The organism is Bradyrhizobium sp. Arg816 (assembly GCF_029989365.1).
GTDB lineage: Bacteria > Pseudomonadota > Alphaproteobacteria > Rhizobiales > Xanthobacteraceae > Bradyrhizobium.
This window is the reverse complement of record NZ_JAPRAQ010000040.1, coordinates 26,922-45,671: the sequence shown is the minus strand read 5'-3', so window position 1 is coordinate 45,671 and position 18,750 is coordinate 26,922. Positions and strand designations below refer to the sequence as shown.

The 18,750-nt window shown below is 63.3% G+C and carries 20 protein-coding genes; 9 read left to right on the top strand and 11 right to left on the bottom strand.

What is annotated here, in order from left to right:
- Positions 1-100: 100 nt before the first annotated feature.
- The 4 genes from OWC48_RS43885 to OWC48_RS43870 form a co-directional block, all read right to left on the bottom strand.
- Positions 101-787: an MT-A70 family methyltransferase gene (locus OWC48_RS43885; RefSeq protein ID WP_282525594.1), complete on the bottom strand. Its 687-nt coding sequence runs from the start codon at positions 785-787 to the stop codon at positions 101-103.
- 74 nt (positions 788-861) lie between these two features.
- Positions 862-1,086: a hypothetical protein gene (locus tag OWC48_RS43880; RefSeq protein ID WP_282525593.1), complete on the bottom strand. Its 225-nt coding sequence runs from the start codon at positions 1,084-1,086 to the stop codon at positions 862-864.
- 104 nt (positions 1,087-1,190) lie between these two features.
- A complete protein-coding gene (locus tag OWC48_RS43875; protein ID WP_282525592.1) occupies positions 1,191-1,769 on the bottom strand; it encodes a hypothetical protein in 579 nt (192 codons plus the stop codon).
- 282 nt (positions 1,770-2,051) lie between these two features.
- Positions 2,052-3,254, bottom strand: a complete 1,203-nt coding sequence (locus tag OWC48_RS43870) for a tyrosine-type recombinase/integrase (RefSeq protein WP_282525591.1) — start codon at positions 3,252-3,254, stop codon at positions 2,052-2,054.
- A gap of 628 nt (positions 3,255-3,882) precedes the next feature.
- On the opposite strand from OWC48_RS43870, the gene OWC48_RS43865 reads away from it, so the two are divergent.
- Complete coding sequence (locus OWC48_RS43865; RefSeq protein WP_282525590.1) at positions 3,883-5,973, top strand: hypothetical protein; 2,091 nt, start codon at positions 3,883-3,885, stop codon at positions 5,971-5,973.
- 66 nt (positions 5,974-6,039) lie between these two features.
- On the opposite strand, the gene OWC48_RS43860 is transcribed toward OWC48_RS43865, so the two are convergent.
- Positions 6,040-6,882, bottom strand: coding sequence for a MoxR family ATPase (locus OWC48_RS43860; RefSeq protein ID WP_028152332.1), 843 nt, complete (start codon positions 6,880-6,882; stop codon positions 6,040-6,042).
- A 92-nt stretch (positions 6,883-6,974) separates the two neighbouring features.
- Positions 6,975-7,220, bottom strand: a complete 246-nt coding sequence (locus OWC48_RS43855; RefSeq protein WP_063981466.1) for a GlsB/YeaQ/YmgE family stress response membrane protein — start codon at positions 7,218-7,220, stop codon at positions 6,975-6,977.
- Positions 7,221-7,343: 123 nt separating this feature from the next.
- Here OWC48_RS43855 and OWC48_RS43850 point away from each other — a divergent pair, with 123 nt between their 5' ends.
- The 3 genes from OWC48_RS43850 to sseA all read left to right on the top strand — a co-directional run bounded on the left by OWC48_RS43850 (position 7,344) and on the right by sseA (position 10,036).
- A complete protein-coding gene (locus tag OWC48_RS43850; protein ID WP_212329541.1) occupies positions 7,344-8,519 on the top strand; it encodes a VWA domain-containing protein in 1,176 nt (391 codons plus the stop codon).
- 56 nt (positions 8,520-8,575) lie between these two features.
- Positions 8,576-8,989: a rhodanese-like domain-containing protein gene (locus OWC48_RS43845; protein WP_014492863.1), complete on the top strand. Its 414-nt coding sequence runs from the start codon at positions 8,576-8,578 to the stop codon at positions 8,987-8,989.
- A 195-nt stretch (positions 8,990-9,184) separates the two neighbouring features.
- Positions 9,185-10,036 (top strand): 3-mercaptopyruvate sulfurtransferase, encoded by an 852-nt coding sequence (gene sseA / locus OWC48_RS43840; protein ID WP_282525589.1) that lies wholly within the window; start codon positions 9,185-9,187, stop codon positions 10,034-10,036.
- 60 nt (positions 10,037-10,096) lie between these two features.
- On the opposite strand, the gene OWC48_RS43835 is transcribed toward sseA, so the two are convergent.
- Positions 10,097-10,879, bottom strand: a complete 783-nt coding sequence (locus tag OWC48_RS43835) for a hypothetical protein (RefSeq protein WP_282525588.1) — start codon at positions 10,877-10,879, stop codon at positions 10,097-10,099.
- A 366-nt stretch (positions 10,880-11,245) separates the two neighbouring features.
- Here OWC48_RS43835 and OWC48_RS43830 point away from each other — a divergent pair, with 366 nt between their 5' ends.
- Positions 11,246-12,439, top strand: a complete 1,194-nt coding sequence (locus OWC48_RS43830; RefSeq protein WP_282525587.1) for a L,D-transpeptidase — start codon at positions 11,246-11,248, stop codon at positions 12,437-12,439.
- 56 nt (positions 12,440-12,495) lie between these two features.
- On the opposite strand, the gene OWC48_RS43825 is transcribed toward OWC48_RS43830, so the two are convergent.
- Positions 12,496-13,458, bottom strand: coding sequence for a D-2-hydroxyacid dehydrogenase family protein (locus OWC48_RS43825; protein WP_282525586.1), 963 nt, complete (start codon positions 13,456-13,458; stop codon positions 12,496-12,498).
- 134 nt (positions 13,459-13,592) lie between these two features.
- Complete coding sequence (locus tag OWC48_RS43820; protein WP_282525585.1) at positions 13,593-13,808, bottom strand: hypothetical protein; 216 nt, start codon at positions 13,806-13,808, stop codon at positions 13,593-13,595.
- A gap of 236 nt (positions 13,809-14,044) precedes the next feature.
- On the opposite strand from OWC48_RS43820, the gene ettA reads away from it, so the two are divergent.
- Both ettA and OWC48_RS43810 read left to right on the top strand, forming a co-directional pair.
- A complete protein-coding gene (gene ettA / locus OWC48_RS43815; protein WP_282525584.1) occupies positions 14,045-15,694 on the top strand; it encodes an energy-dependent translational throttle protein EttA in 1,650 nt (549 codons plus the stop codon).
- 7 nt (positions 15,695-15,701) lie between these two features.
- A complete protein-coding gene (locus OWC48_RS43810; RefSeq protein ID WP_282525583.1) occupies positions 15,702-16,928 on the top strand; it encodes a lytic murein transglycosylase in 1,227 nt (408 codons plus the stop codon).
- Between the two features lie 99 nt (positions 16,929-17,027).
- Here the strand turns inward: OWC48_RS43810 and OWC48_RS43805 are convergent, their stop codons facing one another.
- Together OWC48_RS43805 and OWC48_RS43800 are read right to left on the bottom strand one after the other, a co-directional pair.
- Positions 17,028-17,309, bottom strand: coding sequence for a hypothetical protein (locus OWC48_RS43805; RefSeq protein ID WP_028156296.1), 282 nt, complete (start codon positions 17,307-17,309; stop codon positions 17,028-17,030).
- 211 nt (positions 17,310-17,520) lie between these two features.
- Positions 17,521-17,847 carry a hypothetical protein gene (locus OWC48_RS43800; RefSeq protein ID WP_282525596.1) on the bottom strand — a complete coding sequence of 109 codons (327 nt, stop codon included), beginning with the start codon at positions 17,845-17,847 and terminating at the stop codon, positions 17,521-17,523.
- 134 nt (positions 17,848-17,981) lie between these two features.
- Here OWC48_RS43800 and OWC48_RS43795 point away from each other — a divergent pair, with 134 nt between their 5' ends.
- The gene (locus OWC48_RS43795) at positions 17,982-18,275 is read left to right on the top strand and encodes a hypothetical protein (protein WP_282525582.1); all 294 of its coding nucleotides are present in this window, start codon (positions 17,982-17,984) and stop codon (positions 18,273-18,275) included.
- Positions 18,276-18,436: 161 nt separating this feature from the next.
- A complete protein-coding gene (locus OWC48_RS43790) occupies positions 18,437-18,709 on the top strand; it encodes a bacterioferritin-associated ferredoxin (RefSeq protein ID WP_282525581.1) in 273 nt (90 codons plus the stop codon).
- Positions 18,710-18,750 lie beyond the last annotated feature (41 nt).

The following is an 18,750-nucleotide window of genomic DNA, read 5'->3' as shown; positions in this document are numbered from 1 at the left end:
GAGTGCCCGGGGCCAGGGACGTTACAGGAATCGCGACCAGTCAGATCGCCGCCCATGACAGCGGCGATCTGGCGAGCGCTAAACGGGAACCGGAGCGCGCTCATGGCATCACTCCGAGCAATTTGTGGTCACCAAGCAACGTTGCATTCTGCTGAGTGCTACGAGGCTGGGAAAACTTCCCGACCTCGTTCCCCCAAGCATCCCAGCCTTCGCGCTTTTCACGCGCGAACACGTCGGCACGGCGCAAGCCCGGCGTCTTCGTCGTGATCATCTCGTAGAACTCGTCAGGCTTGCGGCTATGCTCGCGAGCAAGTCCGTCGAAGCAAGACGGCAGGGTAACCTTGGGCGGCTTGCCGACTGTGCCCAGCAGAATGGGTTCGTGCATGCTGCGCGCCCAGTATCCGCAGCCCATGCGAACTTTGCCGTTGCGCGTGATCTTGCGCCAGGCAAGCTCGGTCTTGAAGGTGATGCCCCACGCTTCCATGACCGCCACGGCCTGGGCAAGCATGGCGCCCGTGGTCCAGACCAGGACAACGGCGTTGGCTTTCAACAAGCCGCGAACGGGCAACGCCTCGATTTCGGCGAGCGTCATGAGGCGATAATGCTGCGACGCCGACTTACCGTCTCCGGCAGGGCTCCAGGTCTTGAACGGCCACGGGGGATCGATGACGATCAGATCGTAGCTGTACGCCACGAGCGGATCGAAGAAGGAGACGGCGGTTTCCGGCTTAGGAAACTCATCACCAGCTTGCGCGCAAACGCACGCGCTGCTATCAAAAGCACGCATTTCGAATCCATAAATTGTTGATGAAGGGGCGGCTGCTGCGAGCCGCCTTTTCTGTTTGGCTAGGCCGCCGTCTGCTACGCCGCGTTCTCGCGCGCACGACGCCACGCCGCGGCAGCCTCGCGCGAGATCAACACGCGAGTGCCGACGTTGAACGTGACAGGCATCAGACCCTGAGGCTTCAGCTTGTAGAAGAGCTGCGGGCTAATGCGCTGACGCGCGCAGAACTCTTCGACGCTGTAGGCGTCAGCGTCCTCGCTTTTGTAGAAAGGTTTGCGGCCAGTTACTTCAGGGCGCGCCATGCTTTGTCCTCCGTGTTCATGGGGCTATCCCAAGCACTCTGGAGGACAGGGTGGATGCGGGGCAGTTCGAAAATCAAAATTCTTTCGCGCTTTGAAGCGGGAAGTCAGGAGATCATTTCCGTTGAATCGATGATTTTGGCTATACCGGATGGACCCGGCGCCCTGCCGAGAATGGCTGTGACGATAATCGTCAGGAAGTCGATCAACGGCCCATATGGCGTGCCATCCAGCTTTCGCGAATACGAGAGCCGACCCTCCAATGGATCTACCCACAGTTGGAGTAGCTCTTGGTACAGGTTATCGCGGTAGTAATCACGGCGGCCTGAAAAACTTGGTCCGTCCAAGGCGTTGTAGATGAAAAGCCAATCCTCAAGTCTTTGCTCTAGCGCTTCGAAACTGACATCCGGACCGTCGATGAGAACGTGTCGCGGCAACGACTTCATTCCCTCTCGCAGTTTGCGGACTTGCCGTAACAATCCGCCTAGGGTTTTGCGCATTTTCGGCGGCAATCCGAATGCGTTTCGACCTTCGTGGTACTTCCAATAAGCCCAACCTTGCACCTCAATGTGCTTGCGGACCTCCTGCCAATCTATGTCGTCGGGCCAGTCCACGCGGATGGATCGGATGGCCTGCCACTGCTCCTCGGTAAGCGCCTCGAAAGGTAAAGCCTCGACCATCATCACGCAATATTCCGAGCAAGGTGTCAGTGGTGCGCGACGGCCGGTTGATCGGCGACCCGATAGGCTGCGCATTCGCTGCCGCTGTTGTGGGAGTCATTGCTCTAAGCACGATCGAGAATCAGCGGCAAGCCGCTAGGCCAGTGTGAAAATGGAAATTCCTTCAATGATGCCAAGGTCACTTGGGACTGACAAGCAACTGACGTTCTAGTTAGCTAACGTTAGTCTGACAGTCAGTCATGTCAGACTAACAATTAGTTTGCGTTACCTAGACGGCAGCCTGGCTGATCAACTCGCCAGCGCCACAACGTTGTCAACGTTCGGCGGCTCGTGCTGCAACAGAGCGCGACGCGAGATGTCGTCGCTGTGCTCGGCGATGAATCTCGAATAGTGCTTCTCAATCATCGCGACGCTGGTGTTGTGCAGCGACGCCACAAGCCGGATCGGCACGTTGGCCAGCAGCATCCTGACAATCGACGAGTGCCGTAGCGCGTACATCGTCACCTCGGCAGGATCGAGTCCGATGGCTTTGACGACGTTGTCAACCTGCCGGTGGCAATTCTGGCCGGGACTCTTGTCCCATGCCCGGCCGTCGCTCTGCAGCAGTAAGGGCGCGTCGTCGGCGCGTCCCTTCGCTGCCGCCTTCAGCTTTGCCGCGAGCTGCACGGTGATCGGGACCGAGTAGCGCTCGATCTTTTTCTGGCTGCGGTTTCTGCCGCCGCCCTTCGCGCTCTTCGGCATCATCAGCTTCGGGCGCACTGGGTGATCGTGCAGATCCTCGACGCGCAGCCGAACGGCTTGGCTCGGTCTCGCGCCGCTTGTCGCCAACGCATCGATCAGCAGACCAAACTGATGATCGATGCCGTAGGCGGTGGCGACGAACGCGCGCACCTTGTCGTCGGGCAGGATGACGTTGCGCGCCTCTTGCGCATCCGGCAATCCGGCAAGGCCGACCTCCCATGCATCGCGGTTCTTGATGCGCTCGTCGTGTTGCGCCGCCAGCGTCAACGCTGCGCAGATGCAGCGGCACAGCCGGTTGATGGTTGACGGCACCATCCTGCCGAGCAGGCCATCCCGCCAGCGCTTCAGCTCGCTGGCCGTCAACAGGGCCAGAGGCTTCGCCAGCAGGGCGCTGGTGAGGTGCAGGCGTGGGTGCTCGGCGTTGTAGGGGTTGGCGCCTCGCGCTTCCAGATCGCGCCTGTAATCCTTCAGGGCGGTGTCGATGGTGATCGGCGCGCTATCGGCGCTGCCGTCCTCGCCTCGCGCCAGCTTCTTCGCGACGTCCTGCGCCTCGAAGAACGTCAGGATTGCCTTTCCGTTGCTTTCGTCGAAATCGTCGGCGTCGGCGATGGCCTTGGTCCAATAGGCACCATGCCCATCGCTGGCCTTGACCACCCACGAGCCCGCGTTCTTGTTGCGCCGGTACATCAGCGAGACGCCGCGTGCCAACGACGGCCCTGGATAAGGCTTACGACGAATCTGCAATTTCAAGCGAGCACTGCGACTCTCCAGCGCACTGTGACGGATCTTTCGTGCCATGTGTGTCCCCGGTTTTGTCCCAATGGTGTGTGGGAAGGCGCAAGAACGCGCATGGCATTATGAGGGTACATTTTCCGTTAGATCAATGAGTTAAGGAGTCCGCAGGACTCTCTACGTCGCCACCCCGATATTTATTTTCCCCCTGCGCAGGGAAGGCCGTGCGTACGGCTTCACCTGTATGCCGCTGTGCAGTTCTTCCGCGTGTGCTTTCGCACAGCGGACGGTGGGTGCCAGCCGGCACCCGGCTTTCCCTGCGCCCTCGTTCTTCGAAGAAGGCTATGAGAGAGGATAACTCGGGCCAAATGCGCCGCGAGAATGCGCAGCCATGTCTACAATTCGTAATGTGAGTTGGAGAACGACGCCAATGCCCCCTTGCTCCGTCATTGCGAGCGCAGCGAAGCAATCCAGAGTCCTGCCGCCCCAATTTCCTCAAAACGGTGGCCTCCAGAGCATTCACCTATAAATTGTAAGATGCGCCTTAGTGTAGTAGGAACAGTGGATGCGCTTTGTCTCCGTAGTCTGTCTTTTGATCTTTTCGATCTCTCCCTGCCTTGCCCAGTCGCCTCAGGCTTCCGCAGAGGTGACGACCCTGATCAGCCAGGGGCCTCTACTCGCGGTGCTCGATCATGACAATTCGTCCGCGCTTTCGCTGCTGACCCTGTTCACGAAAATTCACGCCGCGCAAAAGCTGCCGCAACCGGCGGTCGCCGCAGGTCCGACGCGGGCGAGCGATTTGTCGCAATTCAGCGAGACCTACGCGCAGTTCGCCGCCGTGCTGTCCGCCGACGTCACGCGTATCACGGCGGGACTCGGCATCGATTGGGAAAAGGAGATCCTGAAAACCTACGACCCGAAGTCGGCCAAAACGGACGCTGGCAAGACGCTGCGGCTGAATGGCAATGTTGCGCGCGTGTTCAACGAGAAATGGCTCGGTTCCAGCGACGGATTGTTCCTCCTGTCGGGCGTCGTCAATCGGATGGATCGCCGCGATTTCGATTCCGCGCATTGCGACGAATTGCGCTTCATCTACCGGCTCGGCTACGAAGTGAGGATGAACGGCAAGACTTACGCGTCGCGCATGCCGTTCACCGTGAACATGGTGTTCAGCTATGCGGATGACGGCAGCAATTGCCAGGACGTCGCCTCGCTCTGGCGCGTCGCCGGGATCGATACTGACGATCCGGCAGTGGTTGCCCAACGCCTGCTGCAGGGGCCGCTGGATTTTTCGCGACTGATCTTCAAGCAGATGGAGATCAATGCGCAGGTGGTGCGCTTCCCATCAGACCTCGAAAACATGGAGAACCGCAAATTCGCCGGACAGGCGATCTACTGGATGCGGATATTCGCGCCGAGGGATGGCAGGTTTCAGCCGACACGGCTGGAAAATACGCCTGACGTGCAGGCAATCCTGAAGGATCCCGCCAAGCAGAAGCAGTTGCAGGACTATCTCGCCGGCCACATCGCCGAGATCGACAATGGCACCTTCAGGATACCGGAGAGCCTGGAGGCCGATATCGCGCTCAGTTTTTCCACTGCCGGCAGCGCGCGCATGGCCAATCGTCCCTTCGATCTCGCAATCGGCAGCGAGCAGGCGGCACGGATCGTCGCGGCGGCGGGTGTCCCCGGGAGATCACCAAAATTCGTGCAATCCGGCGCGGGTCTGCTCGAACGCCTGAACACGTCGTCCTGCATGGGCTGCCATCAATCATCCTCGACCGCCGGATTCCATCTTCTCGGCGTGGACCGGTTCGATTTCGGCCGCGACGCGGACGCAATCAGAAACGCCCTTGACGGTAACGAGTTGCAATTGCCGTTCTCGCCCCATGTCTACGCGGAACTTGTTCGCCGCAAGGACTATGTCGAGCGGGTTTCGCTCGGTCAGGCGCCGAACAGTTTTCGCCCGCATCCTTCGGCGCCACCGGCGGCCTGGGAAAGCGGAATTCCGGCTTATGTTGCCGCCGGCGACAACATGCCGTGCCCTTTGAATGCGGATCTGGCGCAGGCCGCGAAATGGAGCTGCAATGCCACGCGTAACCTCACTTGTCAGGCGTTGGTGACGAACGCTGCGACCTCCTCCAATCTCGGCCAATGCGTGACCGCGGCACGGAATGTCGCCGCGGGTTTGAGCTGCCGCTCAAACGTCATCGAGGACTCCACAGCGAAGACCGCCGCCAACAACCCGCTCGGCTTCAACCTGCGCGCATTCAGCGACCGCGTCAGCAAGGAAGAACTCGTCTACAAGCTGCCGGAAGGAAAATTGAGCGGCTACGGCTACAACTGCCGTCCAACGAAGATCGGCGTGCCGCTGGGCCGAGTCACTCGTCCCTGCAAGCCCGAGGAGGCGTCGCTGGCGGTGATCCGGCCGGGCAGCGTGCCCGAGGAAATCTGCGCGATCGTCGGAGGCAAGGGCTTTGAGCAGATGGCCAAGGGATATTTCGACAGCGGCATTTTCGCCGCTGGCGTCGGCCGCGGTCTCCTGAACACATGCTCGCCGTCGCGGTTTTGCCGCGAGGATTATATTTGCCAGCAGATGCCGGATTTTGTCACGAGTGCAAGGTTCAACGTCAGTGCCCAGACGTTGAATAACTTGCAAAGCCGAAAGATCGGGTTCTGTACCCCAACCTATTTCGTTTATCAGCTCCGCCTTGACGGTCATCCGAATCCGAGATGACGCTGGGAAGCGCGGCCCAGGGTAGCGGTAGGAATTGCGGTCAAGTTGTCTCTGCGCGCTTGCAGATCAAACCTCTCTCCGGCTCAAGAACGCCAGCCGCTCGAACAGGTGCACGTCCTGCTCGTTCTTGAGCAGCGCGCCGTGCAGCGGCGGGATCAGCTTGCGCGGGTCGCGCTCGCGGAGTTGCTCGACGCTCATGTCCTCGTTGAGCAGCAGCTTGAGCCAGTCGAGCAGCTCGGAGGTCGAGGGCTTCTTCTTTAGGCCCGGGACCTCGCGCACTTCGAAGAAGATGCGCAGGGCTTCCTCGACCAGGCGCTTCTTGATGCCGGGGAAGTGGACGTCGACGATGCGGCCCATCGTGTCGGCGTCGGGGAACTTGATGTAGTGGAAGAAGCAGCGGCGCAGGAAGGCGTCCGGCAGCTCCTTCTCGTTGTTGGAGGTGATCATCATGATCGGGCGCTGCTTGGCCTTGATCGTCTCGCCGGTCTCATAGACATGGAATTCCATGCGGTCGAGCTCGAGCAGCAGGTCGTTGGGGAATTCGATGTCGGCCTTGTCGATCTCGTCGATCAAGAGCACCGGGCGCTGCTCGGCGGTGAAGGCTTCCCACAGCTTGCCGCGCTTGATGTAGTTCCTGATGTCGGAGACGCGGGCATCGCCAAGCTGGCTGTCGCGCAGGCGCGATACCGCATCGTATTCATAGAGGCCCTGCTGCGCCTTGGTGGTGGACTTGATGTGCCAGGTCAAAAGCGGCGCGTTCAGCGCCTTCGCCACTTCCTCCGCCAGCACGGTCTTGCCGGTGCCGGGCTCGCCCTTGATGAGCAGCGGGCGCTCCAGCACGATCGAGGCATTGACGGCGACCTTGAGATCGTCGGTCGCAACATAGTCCTTGGTGCCGGTAAATTTCATCGCGCGTCCTTGTTGGTCGTCGGCCGGGCATCGCCCTGGTCCAACAAACGGAACGGCCGCTCATGGCGGCCGTTCCTGGTTCGGTCAGGCTTTCAGACCCGTTTTATCAGCGAAAGGATGACGAGCACAATCACCGCGCCGATGGTGGCATCCACGATGGCGCCGACCGTGCCGGTGGCCAGCGCAATATGCAGTTGCGGCAGCACCCAGCTCGCCACCAGCGCGCCGATGATGCCGACGACCATGTTGCCGATCAGCCCAAATCCCGCCCCATGGACAATCTTGCCGGCAAGCCAGCCGGCGATCGCGCCAATGATGAGCGCTGCGAGAATTCCCATTGCAAACGTCCCCAAAACAACCCCGTGAGACGGTCAATTCTAGAGCAAAAAGCCGACCGGTCCAGCGTCCCGCGGCGGGCCCGGCCCCTTGACGTTCGCCCCCCGACGGGCAATCTGTCACCCATGTTCCTGCAATTCTTCACTTCTCTGCGCGATGCGCAGGTCCCCGTGACGCTGCGCGAATACCTCACGCTGATGGAGGCGCTCGACGCTGATCTGTCGGACTATTCGGTCGAGAATTTCTACTATCTGTCGCGCACCTCGCTGGTGAAGGACGAGCGCAACCTCGACAAGTTCGACCGCGTCTTCGGCACGGTGTTCAAGGGGCTGGAAAGCCTGCTCGACGCCATGGAGAAGGCGGAGATCCCCGAGGAATGGCTGAAGAAGCTCGCCGAGAAATACCTCAGCGAGGAGGAGAAGAAGCAGATCGAGGCCATGGGCTGGGACAAGCTCATGGAGACGCTGAAGAAGCGCCTCGAGGAGCAGAAGGGCCGGCACCAGGGCGGCTCGAAGTGGATTGGGACAGCCGGCACCTCGCCGTTCGGCGCCCACGGCTACAATCCCGAAGGCGTGCGCATCGGCCAGGAGAAGAACCGCAACAACCGTGCCGTGAAGGTGTGGGACAAGCGCGAGTTCAAGGATCTCGACGGCAATGTCGAGCTCGGAATCCGCAACATCAAGGTGGCGCTGCGGCGCCTGCGCAAATTCGCGCGCACCGGCGCGCCTGATGAGCTCGATCTCGACACCACGATCCGCGAGACCGCAAATCACGGCTATCTCGATGTTCACATGCGGCCCGAGCGGCGCAATGCGGTGAAGCTGCTGGTGTTCTTCGACATCGGCGGTTCGATGGATTCGCATATCGAGCAGGTCGAGGAGCTGTTCTCGGCGGCCAAGAGCGAGTTCAAGCACATGGAATATTTCTACTTCCACAACTGCCTCTATGAGGGCGTGTGGAAGCAGAACAAGCGCCGCTTCACCGACCGTACGCCGACCTGGGACGTGCTGCACAAATACCCGCACGACTACAAGGTCGTGTTCGTCGGCGACGCATCGATGTCGCCTTACGAGATCATGGTGCCCGGCGGCTCGGTCGAGCATGTCAACGAGGAGCCCGGCTCGGTCTGGCTCGACCGCATCATCCGCACCTATCCGCATACGGTGTGGCTCAATCCGGTCGCCCAGAAGCACTGGGACTATTCGGAATCGACCACCATCATCAAACGCATCTTTGCCAACCGCATGTACCCGATCACGATCGAGGGGCTTGAGGGTGCGATGAAGGAATTGACGCACTAGCTGCACGCGCCGTCACTCCGGACGGCCGCGCAGAGGCTGACAAGAGGGAGAACCACATGCCCCAGACCATCACCCGCGGCATCAAGGCGCTGATCGACGAGGCCAATGCCGAGATCGAGACGCTCAACGCCAAGGAGGCCATCGAGATCTCCAAGAACGGCGATGTCGTCATCGTCGACATCCGCGACCCCCGCGAGATCGAGCGCGACGGCCGCATCCCCGGCGCGTTCGCCTGCACGCGCGGCATGCTCGAATTCTGGATCGATCCGCAGAGCCCCTACGCAAAACCGATCTTCCAGGAAGACAAGAAATTCGTCTTCCATTGCGCCGGCGGCTTGCGCTCCGCGCTCGCGGCGAAGACCGCCAAGGACATGGGCTTGAAGCCCGTCGCCCACATCGCCGGCGGCTACGCCGCCTGGCGCGATGCCGGCGGTCCGGTGGAGCAGTGGGAGCCGAAGAAGAAGGGGTGAGGGGGCACTGCTCTCTCCACCCGTCATTCCCCGCGAAAGCGGGGAATCCAGTACGCCGCGGCCTATCGGTTGAATCACAACCGTCTCGGGGTACTGGATCGCCCGGTCGAGCCGGGCGATGACAGCGGAGTTTGACGCGCGCTGTATCAACCTCGCTCGCGCTACGCGCACCGGAATGACTGCAAGGAAAAGCCAATGCCCACCGACCCCCTCGTCTCCACCGAATGGCTCGCCGCCCACATTGGCGACGGCAACGTCAAGATCCTCGACGCCAGCTTCAAGCTGCCGGGCGTGCTGCCGCTGCCGAAGGACGACTATCTCGCCGCGCATCTGCCGGGCGCGGTGTTCTTCGACGTCGACGCGGTGTCGGATCATTCCAACCCGCTGCCCCATATGTATCCGAGCGCCGAGCAGTTCGGCCGTGACGCAGGCCAACTCGGCATCTCCAATACCGACACCGTCGTGCTCTACGATGCCGGCGGCTGGGTCGCTGCGCCCCGAGCCTGGTGGATGTTCCTGGCCTTTGGCCACAGCAATGTGCGCATTCTCAATGGCGGGCTGAAGAAGTGGCGCGCCGAGGGGCGTCCGGTCGAGAGCGGCGAGGTGAAGCCGAAGCCCGCGACGTTTAAGGCGAGCTACGATTCAAAACGCGTGCGCAGCATGCAGCAGCTCATCGCCAACGTCGAAAGCAGCAAGGAGCAGGTGATCGACGCACGCGCCGCCGACCGCTTCGAGGGCCGCGCGCCCGAGCCGCGCGCGGGCATCCGCTCTGGCCACATCCCCGGGGCCCGCAATGTGCCCTACAATCAGCTGTTCGATGCCGCGACCGGCACCATGAAGCCGCTCGACGACCTCCGTGCCGCCTTCGCGAATGCCGGCGTCGAGCTCGATGCGCCGATCGTGACGAGCTGCGGCTCGGGCGTGTCCGCCGGCGTGCTGACGCTCGCACTCTATCGCCTCGGCATCACCGACACCGCGCTCTATGACGGCTCGTGGTCGGAATGGGGCCAGGCCGGCGGCCCGCCGGTCGCGACCGGGCCGGCGTGAGATAATTGCGCGGACGGTGCGCTCACTCGCCCCGCTCTTGCGGGGAGAGGTGAAGAAAGTTCAGCGCGTGCGCGTGGCCGTTGTCGCCAGCATCTGCTGCTGGCCGAACGGATCATAGCTCTGCCGCAACTGCTGAGGCGGAGGACGCCGCACCATGCGGTGCCGCTTCTTCGCCTTCGCCTGGCGCTTGGTCGCCTTGCTGTCCGGGGCGCTGCTGTCCGAGGCGCGGCTGTCCGCCTTCGCGTCCCCCTTGGCCTTCGCCGGTGCATCCTTCAAGGCCGGCGCCGCCGGATCGTTCAGCGCGGCCACCTTGGCCGGGGCAATGTCGGGCGCCGGGGAGGCGAGGGCCGCACCGGGATCAGCCGGCGCCGGTTCGCTGGCGGTTATGGCAGGCGCGGCCTCGGGGATCGATGCCGTGGTGTCGGCCGGGGTGAGCGTGTCGGCAGGAGCCGGCGCGATGGCTTCCGGCGTGGCCTCGGCCTGCACCGGTTCGGCGGCCGGAGGCGCGGCCTCGGAAACCTGCGGCGGCACGTCGGCCTCGGTCGTCAGTGCGGCCACCTGTTCGGGCTCGTTCGCCGGCAAGCCGATGGTCGGCACCCGGTCGCGCAGCGATGGCGTGGGCTCGGCGGCCGCCTCCGGCTCGGCGCGGAGCGCCGCGAGCACCGGCTGGGCCGGCTCCGGGCCTCGCGCAAACACCTTCTCTTGCGGGCCGTTCCGCCAGGAGGGGTTGCTGACATACTGCTCGTGGGTGGCCCGCAGCAGCGCGGCGGCACCTAGGCCGAACACCAGGATGGAGGTTGACAGCAGGATCGCGGCAAACAGGAAGCGAAAGCCGGGAAGCATCGGACGGGTTGCGAATTTCCGCCCCGGCGGGTGGCGGCCGGGACCCAAGAGCCATCTGAACGCGGTGACGGTACTGATTGCCGTTCGCCACGCCGGGACGAAAGCTCAAAGCGGAGACGAATCAGGCTGATTCGAACATATCGCAACGCCTCCGCGCCGTTCCCTTAAATTCGGGGCCGGAGACTCCGGCAATCTACGGCCAGATGCGATTTCCGCCCCGTGATGCAACGGGGCAACTGTGTGTACTTGCATCACAAATCGCTAACTCAGGCACAAATCAGCCTGTAATGTCTTGAATGTGCCGCTATCTTCGGTCATCTGGCCGTTAACGGTCCGGATGGGCTCGGGGACTATACAAGAGCGATGATGATCAAACATTTTCTGACGATATGCGCTGCCGCAACAGTCGCTGCGGCGGGAACCTCGCTCGCACAGGCTCAGAGCTATCCGGTCCAGCAGGCGCCGAGCTATGGCGCTCCGGCCGAATATCGCCCCGGCGACCGCACGCCGAGTTTCGACTCGCTGGACGATGAAGACGACGCGATGCCGCAGGCGTCGCTGCCGCCGCCCGGTCCGGCCGACGATCCGCGCTACGGCCGCCCGGCTGGCCCACCGCCGGTCTATTCCGCCGCCCCGCCGCAGGGGCCGGTGATGTCGCCCGATGATCCGCGCTATGGCCGTCCGGCTGGCGCTCCGCCGGTCTATTCGGCTGCGCCGCAGGGTCCCGTGATGTCGCCCGACGATCCCCGCTACGGCCGCCCCGCTGGGCCGCCCGCGGTGATCTATGCCGATCGCCCGGGTCAGGCACCCGGCAGGGACGGCCTGCGTCCGCCGGAGGCTGTCGGTGGTCCCGCCGCGACCGGAACGGTTCAATCCGGCCAGCCGCCCGTGGGCAACGATGGCCGGCCGATGGCGATCGCTTCGCTGCCGCCCGAGGAGCAGCCCGACGCTGCCCCGGCGCAGTTGTCGCCGAACCTGCGCCGCCAGGAAGTCTCGCTGGCGACCAAGGAGCCGGCTGGAACGCTCATTGTCGATACCCCGAACACCTATCTCTATTACGTGCTCGGAGGCGGCCGTGCGATCCGCTACGGCGTCCGCGTCGGCCGCGACGGTTTCACCTGGACCGGCGTGCAGAAGATCACCCGCAAGGCCGAATGGCCGGATTGGCATCCGCCGACCGAGATGATCGAGCGCCAGCCCTATCTGCCGCGCTTCATGGCCGGCGGCCCCGGCAATCCGCTCGGCGCGCGCGCGATGTATCTCGGCTCGACCGTCTACCGCATCCACGGCACCAATCAGCCTTCGACGATCGGCAAGTTCGTGTCGTCGGGCTGCATCGGCATGCTGAACGAGGACGTCTCCGACCTGTTCGACCGCGTCAAGGTCGGCACTCGCGTGGTGGTGATGCCGGGTGGTCCGCCGCCGGGAACGGCGACTGCCTCCGCTGCGCCGACGCCGGGCGCTGCCGGTCCGGCTCCGATGGCCGCGCAGGCTGGCCCCGTCCCGGGTACCCAGCCGACCGTGGTGCCGCCGCTGCCCGCGCCGGTCACCGTGCGCTAAGCGCTTCGAAACAGTTCAAATCGCGAAGGGCGTGCCGTCGGCACGCCCTTTTCGTTTCAGGCCAGCTTGCGCGGCAGCTCGCGACCCCCGGTGAAGGCGTCGATCGCCTCGACCATCTGCCCGTAATGCATGCGCAAGCCGTCCTCGGTGGCGTAGCCGAGATGTGGCGTCAGCACGAGATTGTCGAGTTTGCGGAAGGGATGGTCGACCGGCAGCGGCTCGACCGAGAACACGTCGATGCCGGCGCCCGCGATCTTCCGCTGCTGCAAGGCATCCAGCAGCGCCTGCTCATCCACGATCGGACCGCGCGCGGTGTTGACGAGGTAGGCCGTCGGCTTCATCCGCGCGAGATCGGCAGCTCCGACCAGTCCGCGCGAACGATCGCTCAGCACCACATGGATGGTGACGATGTCGGCCTTGGCGAACAGCTCCTCCTTGGTGGCGTAGCCGACGCCGGCCGCCGCGCACTTCTCCGGCGTGAGGTTCGGGCTCCAGGCGATCACGTTCATGCCGAATGTTTTCGCGATACTCGCCATCTTGCTGCCGAGCTTGCCGAGCCCGACGACGCCGAGCGTCAGTCCCTCGATCTCGACACCGGCAAAGCTCTGCCAGGGCTCGCCCGCATGCATGCGCGCGTTCTCCCGGCCGATGCCGCGGGTCAGTTCGAGGATCAGGCCCATCGTCAGCGGCGCGGTCGGATCGCGGGAGTATTGCGTGCCGCCGATGGCAACGCCTTGCGCCTTCGCGGCCTCCATGTCGATCGAGGCGTTGCGCATGCCGGAGGTCAAAAGCAGCTTCAGCTTCGGCAGCGACGCGAACAGGCTCTTGGGGAACGCCGTGCGCTCGCGCATCGCGCAGATGATCTCGAAATCGGCCAGCGCGCTCGCCGCGGCCTGCTCCGAGGCAAAGGGATGGCTGAACACGGTGACGTCGACGCGGTCGGACAGTTTTTGCCAGTCGGCGACGTCGAGGGCGAGGTTGAAATAGTCGTCGAGAATTGCACAGCGCAGCCGCGTCATCAGCGTTCATCCATGGCGAGAGGTAACGGCGCCAGGCGGGGGGCGCCATCGTCAGAACCTGGCCATGGTTGCGCGCAATCACGCCTGCGCGCAAGCAGCTGACGTGTTCAAAAATCCGGTAGGAGCGAAGAGGTTCAGAGGTCGCGGGGCTTGAGGCGGAACGGCGTATCCATGCCGTGCTTGGCGCGCCAGGCGGGGCCGGGACCACGCATGTAGTGCAGCTCGGGGCGGTAAGGGTTGAAAGCGGTGGTGAAGAAGCGCCTCCAGAAGCCCTTGATCTCCGTGACGAGCCCGGAAGCGCTACCGGCTCGCGTCGGAACGCCGATGGAAGTGGTCTCGATCAGAGCCATGCTGCGGCCTCGCTGTTCTCCCCGCCGCTTCTGCCGCGGGTGGCGTCTTTTTCGGCGCCATGACGAGCTTTGGCCCACTTTATTAAAAAATGGTTTCAATTGTCCGGATCGGCGGCCGGATGGTGTCCATTCCGTATTGATCCGTGGTGAACGGAGGGAAAACATTGCCCTTTGGGGGCGGGATCGTTACATCGGCGGCAAGCAAATTTCCTCAAATCGAAGGTTTCACGGGACCGATGGCGCGCCAGTTCATCTATTTCATGCAGGGCCTGACCAAGAGCTACCCGACCCGGAAGGTGCTCGATAACATTCATCTGTCGTTCTACCCGGACGCCAAGATCGGCGTGCTCGGCGTCAACGGCTCGGGCAAGTCGACGCTGCTCAAGATCATGGCCGGCCTCGACAAGGAGTATAACGGCGAGGCCTGGGTCGCCCAGGGCGCCCGCGTCGGCTATCTCGAGCAGGAACCGCATCTCGATCCGACGCTCTCCGTGCGCGAGAACGTCATGCTTGGTGTCGCCAAGCAGAAGGCCATTCTCGATCGCTACAACGAGCTGGCGATGAACTATTCGGAAGAAACCGCCGACGAGATGACCAAGCTGCAGGACGAGATCGAGGCCCAGGGCCTCTGGGATCTCGACAGCAAGGTCGACCAGGCGATGGACGCGCTGCGCTGTCCGCCCGACGATGCCGACGTCACGAAACTTTCCGGCGGTGAGCGCCGCCGCGTCGCGCTGTGCAAGCTGCTGCTCGACCAGCCCGAACTGTTGCTGCTCGACGAACCGACCAACCATCTCGACGCCGAGTCCGTGTCTTGGCTGGAAGGCCATCTGCGCAACTATCCCGGCGCGATCCTGATCGTCACCCACGACCGCTACTTCCTCGACAACGTCACGAGCTGGATTCTTGAGCTCGACCGCGGCAAGGGAATTCCCTACGAGGGCAACTACTCGTCCTGGCTGGTGCAGAAGCAGAAGCGGCTCGAGCAGGAAGGCCGCGAGGACGCCGCGCATCAGAAGACGATCGCGCGCGAGCAGGAATGGGTCGCGTCCTCGCCGAAGGCGCGTCAGGCCAAATCCAAGGCGCGCTACCAGCGCTACGAGGATCTGCTCAAGCAGGCGAGCGAGAAGCAGACCCAGACCGCGCAGATCATCATTCCCGTCGCCGAGCGGCTCGGCGCCAACGTGGTCGATTTCGAAACGCTCAGCAAAGGCTATGGCGATCGCCTTCTGATCGACGATCTTACCTTCAAGCTGCCGCCCGGCGGCATCGTCGGCGTGATCGGCGCCAACGGCGCCGGCAAGACCACGCTGTTCAAGATGATCACCAAGCAGGAAACGCCGGACAAGGGCACCATCACGGTCGGCGAGACCGTGCATCTCGGTTATGTCGACCAGTCGCGCGACGCGCTCGACGGCAGCAAGAACGTTTGGGAGGAGATTTCCGGCGGCAACGAGCTGATCCTGCTCGGCAAGAAGGAAGTGAACTCGCGCGGCTATTGCTCGTCGTTCAACTTCAAGGGTGCCGACCAGCAGAAGAAGGTCGGTGCGCTCTCCGGCGGTGAGCGCAACCGCGTGCATCTGGCAAAAATGCTGAAGTCCGGCGCCAACGTGCTGCTGCTCGACGAACCGACCAACGATCTCGACGTCGACACGCTGCGCGCGCTCGAAGAGGCGCTGGAGGATTTTGCCGGCTGCGCCGTCATCATCAGCCATGACCGCTGGTTCCTCGATCGCATCGCGACCCACATCCTGGCCTTCGAAGGCGACAGCCACGTCGAATGGTTCGAAGGCAACTTCCAGGACTACGAGAAGGACAAGATGCGCCGCCTGGGCCAGGACAGCATCATTCCGCACCGCGTGAAGTACAAGAAGTTGACGCGGTGATTTCGGCATGATGCGACGGGCGCTCATAGCTGCGGTGATCACGATCATCTGCGGCCTGTCGCCCGCCCGCGCTGCCGACGCCGCCTTCACGCAGTTCATCGCCTCGCTCTGGCCGGAGGCGCAGGCCGCCGGCGTATCGCGCGCGACGTTCGACCAGCAGACGCGCGGGCTCGAGCCCGACTACAAGCTGCCCGATCTGATTCTGCCGGGACGTCCGGCCACCGGTGCGCCGTCGCAGGCCGAGTTCGTGCAGGTGCCTGCCGACTACGTCAAGGAAGCATCGATCGCGCGGCTTGCGGGGGAGGGGCAACGGCTGCTGCAAAAATATCGTCCGGCGCTCAGCGAGATCGAAAAGAAATCCGGTGTGCCGGCGACGGTGATGCTCGCGATCTGGGGCCGTGAGACCGATTACGGCCGCTATACGCTGCCTTACGATCTCGTGCGCGTGCTGGCGACGCAGGCCTATGTCGGGCGTCGCAAGGATACCTATCGCAACGAGTTCATCCTCTCGCTGAAGATCCTCGGCGAGGGCGTGGTGACGCGCAAGGACATGCGCTCATCCTGGGCGGGCGCCACCGGGCTCACGCAATTCCTGCCGTCCGAATATTACAAGCACGGTGTCGACTTCGACGGCGACGGCCGCATCGACATCTGGCATTCGGTGCCGGATGCGCTGGCCTCGGCCGCGCAGCAGCTCGTCAACAAGGGCTGGCAGAGCGGCGTGCGCTGGGCTTACGAGGTGCAGGCGCCGGCCAAGGTCGATTGCACCAGCGGCGTGCCCGAGGTGACGAAGCCGATCGGCCAGTGGCTGCGCGAAGGTTTTGTGCCGGTGCGTGGCGAGAAGCTGAGCGCTGCCGAGCAGGCGCAGCCGGCCTCGCTGCTGCAGCCGGAAGGCATTTACGGCCCGTCGTTCCTGACGACGAAGAACTACTTCGTCATCAAGGAGTACAATTTCTCCGACCTCTACGTGCTGTTCGTCGGCCATCTCGCCGACCGCATGACGAGCCCGCTGCCGTTCGCGACGCAATGGGCGGCCTCCAGGCAGTTGCGCACCAAGGACGTCGAGACCATGCAGCGCGGGCTCACGCGCGTCGGGCTCTACAAGGACAAGATCGACGGCAAGGCCGGGATGCAGACGCGCGCGGCGCTCGGCGCCTACCAGAAGTCGGCAGGCCTCAAGGTCGATTGCTGGCCGAGCGAAGAGGTGCTGCGCTCGATCCAGGCGGCGCGGTAGCGGCCTTAACGCTTCACCAAAGAAAAAGCCCGGCCGAGGTGCTCGGCCGGGCTTCGATCGCGGCGCGGATGCGCCATGCGATCGGATCTTGCGATCAGATCAGTAGCAAACGCGAACCGGGCGGACGACCCAGCCGTAACCGTCCCAATAGCGTTGGCGCTGCCAGTAGCAGGGCGCGGGCGGCGGGGGCTCGGCCACGTAGACCGGTCCGCCATAGGCGGGACGGCTCGATGCGATGGCGCCGCCGACGATGGCGCCACCGATCAGGCCGGCTGCGATGCCGGCGCCGACGCCGTCATGGGCCTTCGCGGACGGAGCAGCGGTCACCAGCGAACCGGCGATCGTCGCAACCGTGAGGGCGGCAACAAAAGTCTTCTTCATGCTCTTGGCTCTCCTGGGAGATGGACGTCCCTTGTTAGGAGCGTCGGGGTTTCAAAGGTTCACGCACACTCTGATGAAATCGACCGTGCAGCTAGGAAGCGCGCAATTGGTCAATCCACGGTAAACGCGCACGGAGCTGTGACGAGAAAAAGCGGTCTTTTTCGGGCCCGGAGATGAACGGCGCATCCGTTGTGAACCGGTTCAGCGCGTCTCAGCCACAGACTCTGACGCGGCGGGTGCGCCAGGCGTAGCCATCCCAGAAGCGCTGCCGCTGCCAGACGCAGCCGTCACCGTAATAGTCGTCCGCGACATAGCCGGGACCCGGCGCGTAGTAGCGGGGCGGGTAATAGCCGGGGCCATAGGAGTAGCCCGGGCCGGGTCCGTAATAATACGGAGAGGCCAGCGCGCCGCCCACAATGGCGCCACCGATGATCCCGGCGGCCACGCCGGCGGCGACACCACGCTGAGCTTGGGCCGGTGTCCCGGCCATGAGGGCCAGGGTGGCGACGGCGACGACCGTCAGGAGCGACTTCTTCATTGGCTTGACCTTTCGCACGAACAGGCGGGAACTCTTTGGGGGTAAAGTTCCATACTTCGCTTGAATGATCAATGAACGGCACCTTCGCCGGGGGCGACCAATGAATGGATCGCAGGTCCGCGAGGGAGACGACGATGGGCAACGCGATGATGAATACTTTGATCGCTGCCGGGGTCATTTTCGCGATCGGCTATGGCTGGTTCACCCATCTGCAGAACCGCGGCCGGCGCTCGCGGGCGGGTGCTGGCAATGACGGAGGGAGTGGCGGCGACGGTTCAGGGGCCAGCGACGGCTTCTCGCTAGGGAGCTGGTTCTCTGGTGACAGCTCGGGGAGCTCGAGCGACAGCTGTTCCAGCAGCGATAGCGGTAGCAATGGCGGGGATTGCGGAGGTGGCGGCGATGGTGGTGGAGGTGGTGGCGGTGACTAGGTCCGCCAAAATCTTGATCCAGCGCAACACCCTATTTTAGAGCCGTTCTAGGCTGTTTCCCGGCCAGTTTGGAATAGCTTCAAATACCGGTTTTTCCCTTTGCATCCGGACGGGCCCTTAAATATCGATGATGGTGCATCACCGAAGGGCCCGCCGCTTCCATGATCGTTTGTTCCTGTAACGTGCTGAGCGATGACGACATCCGCGCCGCCGTGGCCGAGTCTGACGACGCCGTCCGTCATGCCAAGCAGGTCTATGGATGCCTCGGCTGTAGCGCCGAATGCGGCCGCTGCGCCCGTACCATCAAGACCATCATCGACGAAGCGCTCGGCCCCTGTGCCAAGTCCTGCTGCTCCGGTTGCCCGCACAGCCATACCGCGGCCGCCAATGACGAGACCGCCGAGCTCGCCCAGTTCGCCCTCGCGGCCTGCTGAAAACTTCCGCAATTTCGGCTGAGCTTTTCCCCCGGCTGCGT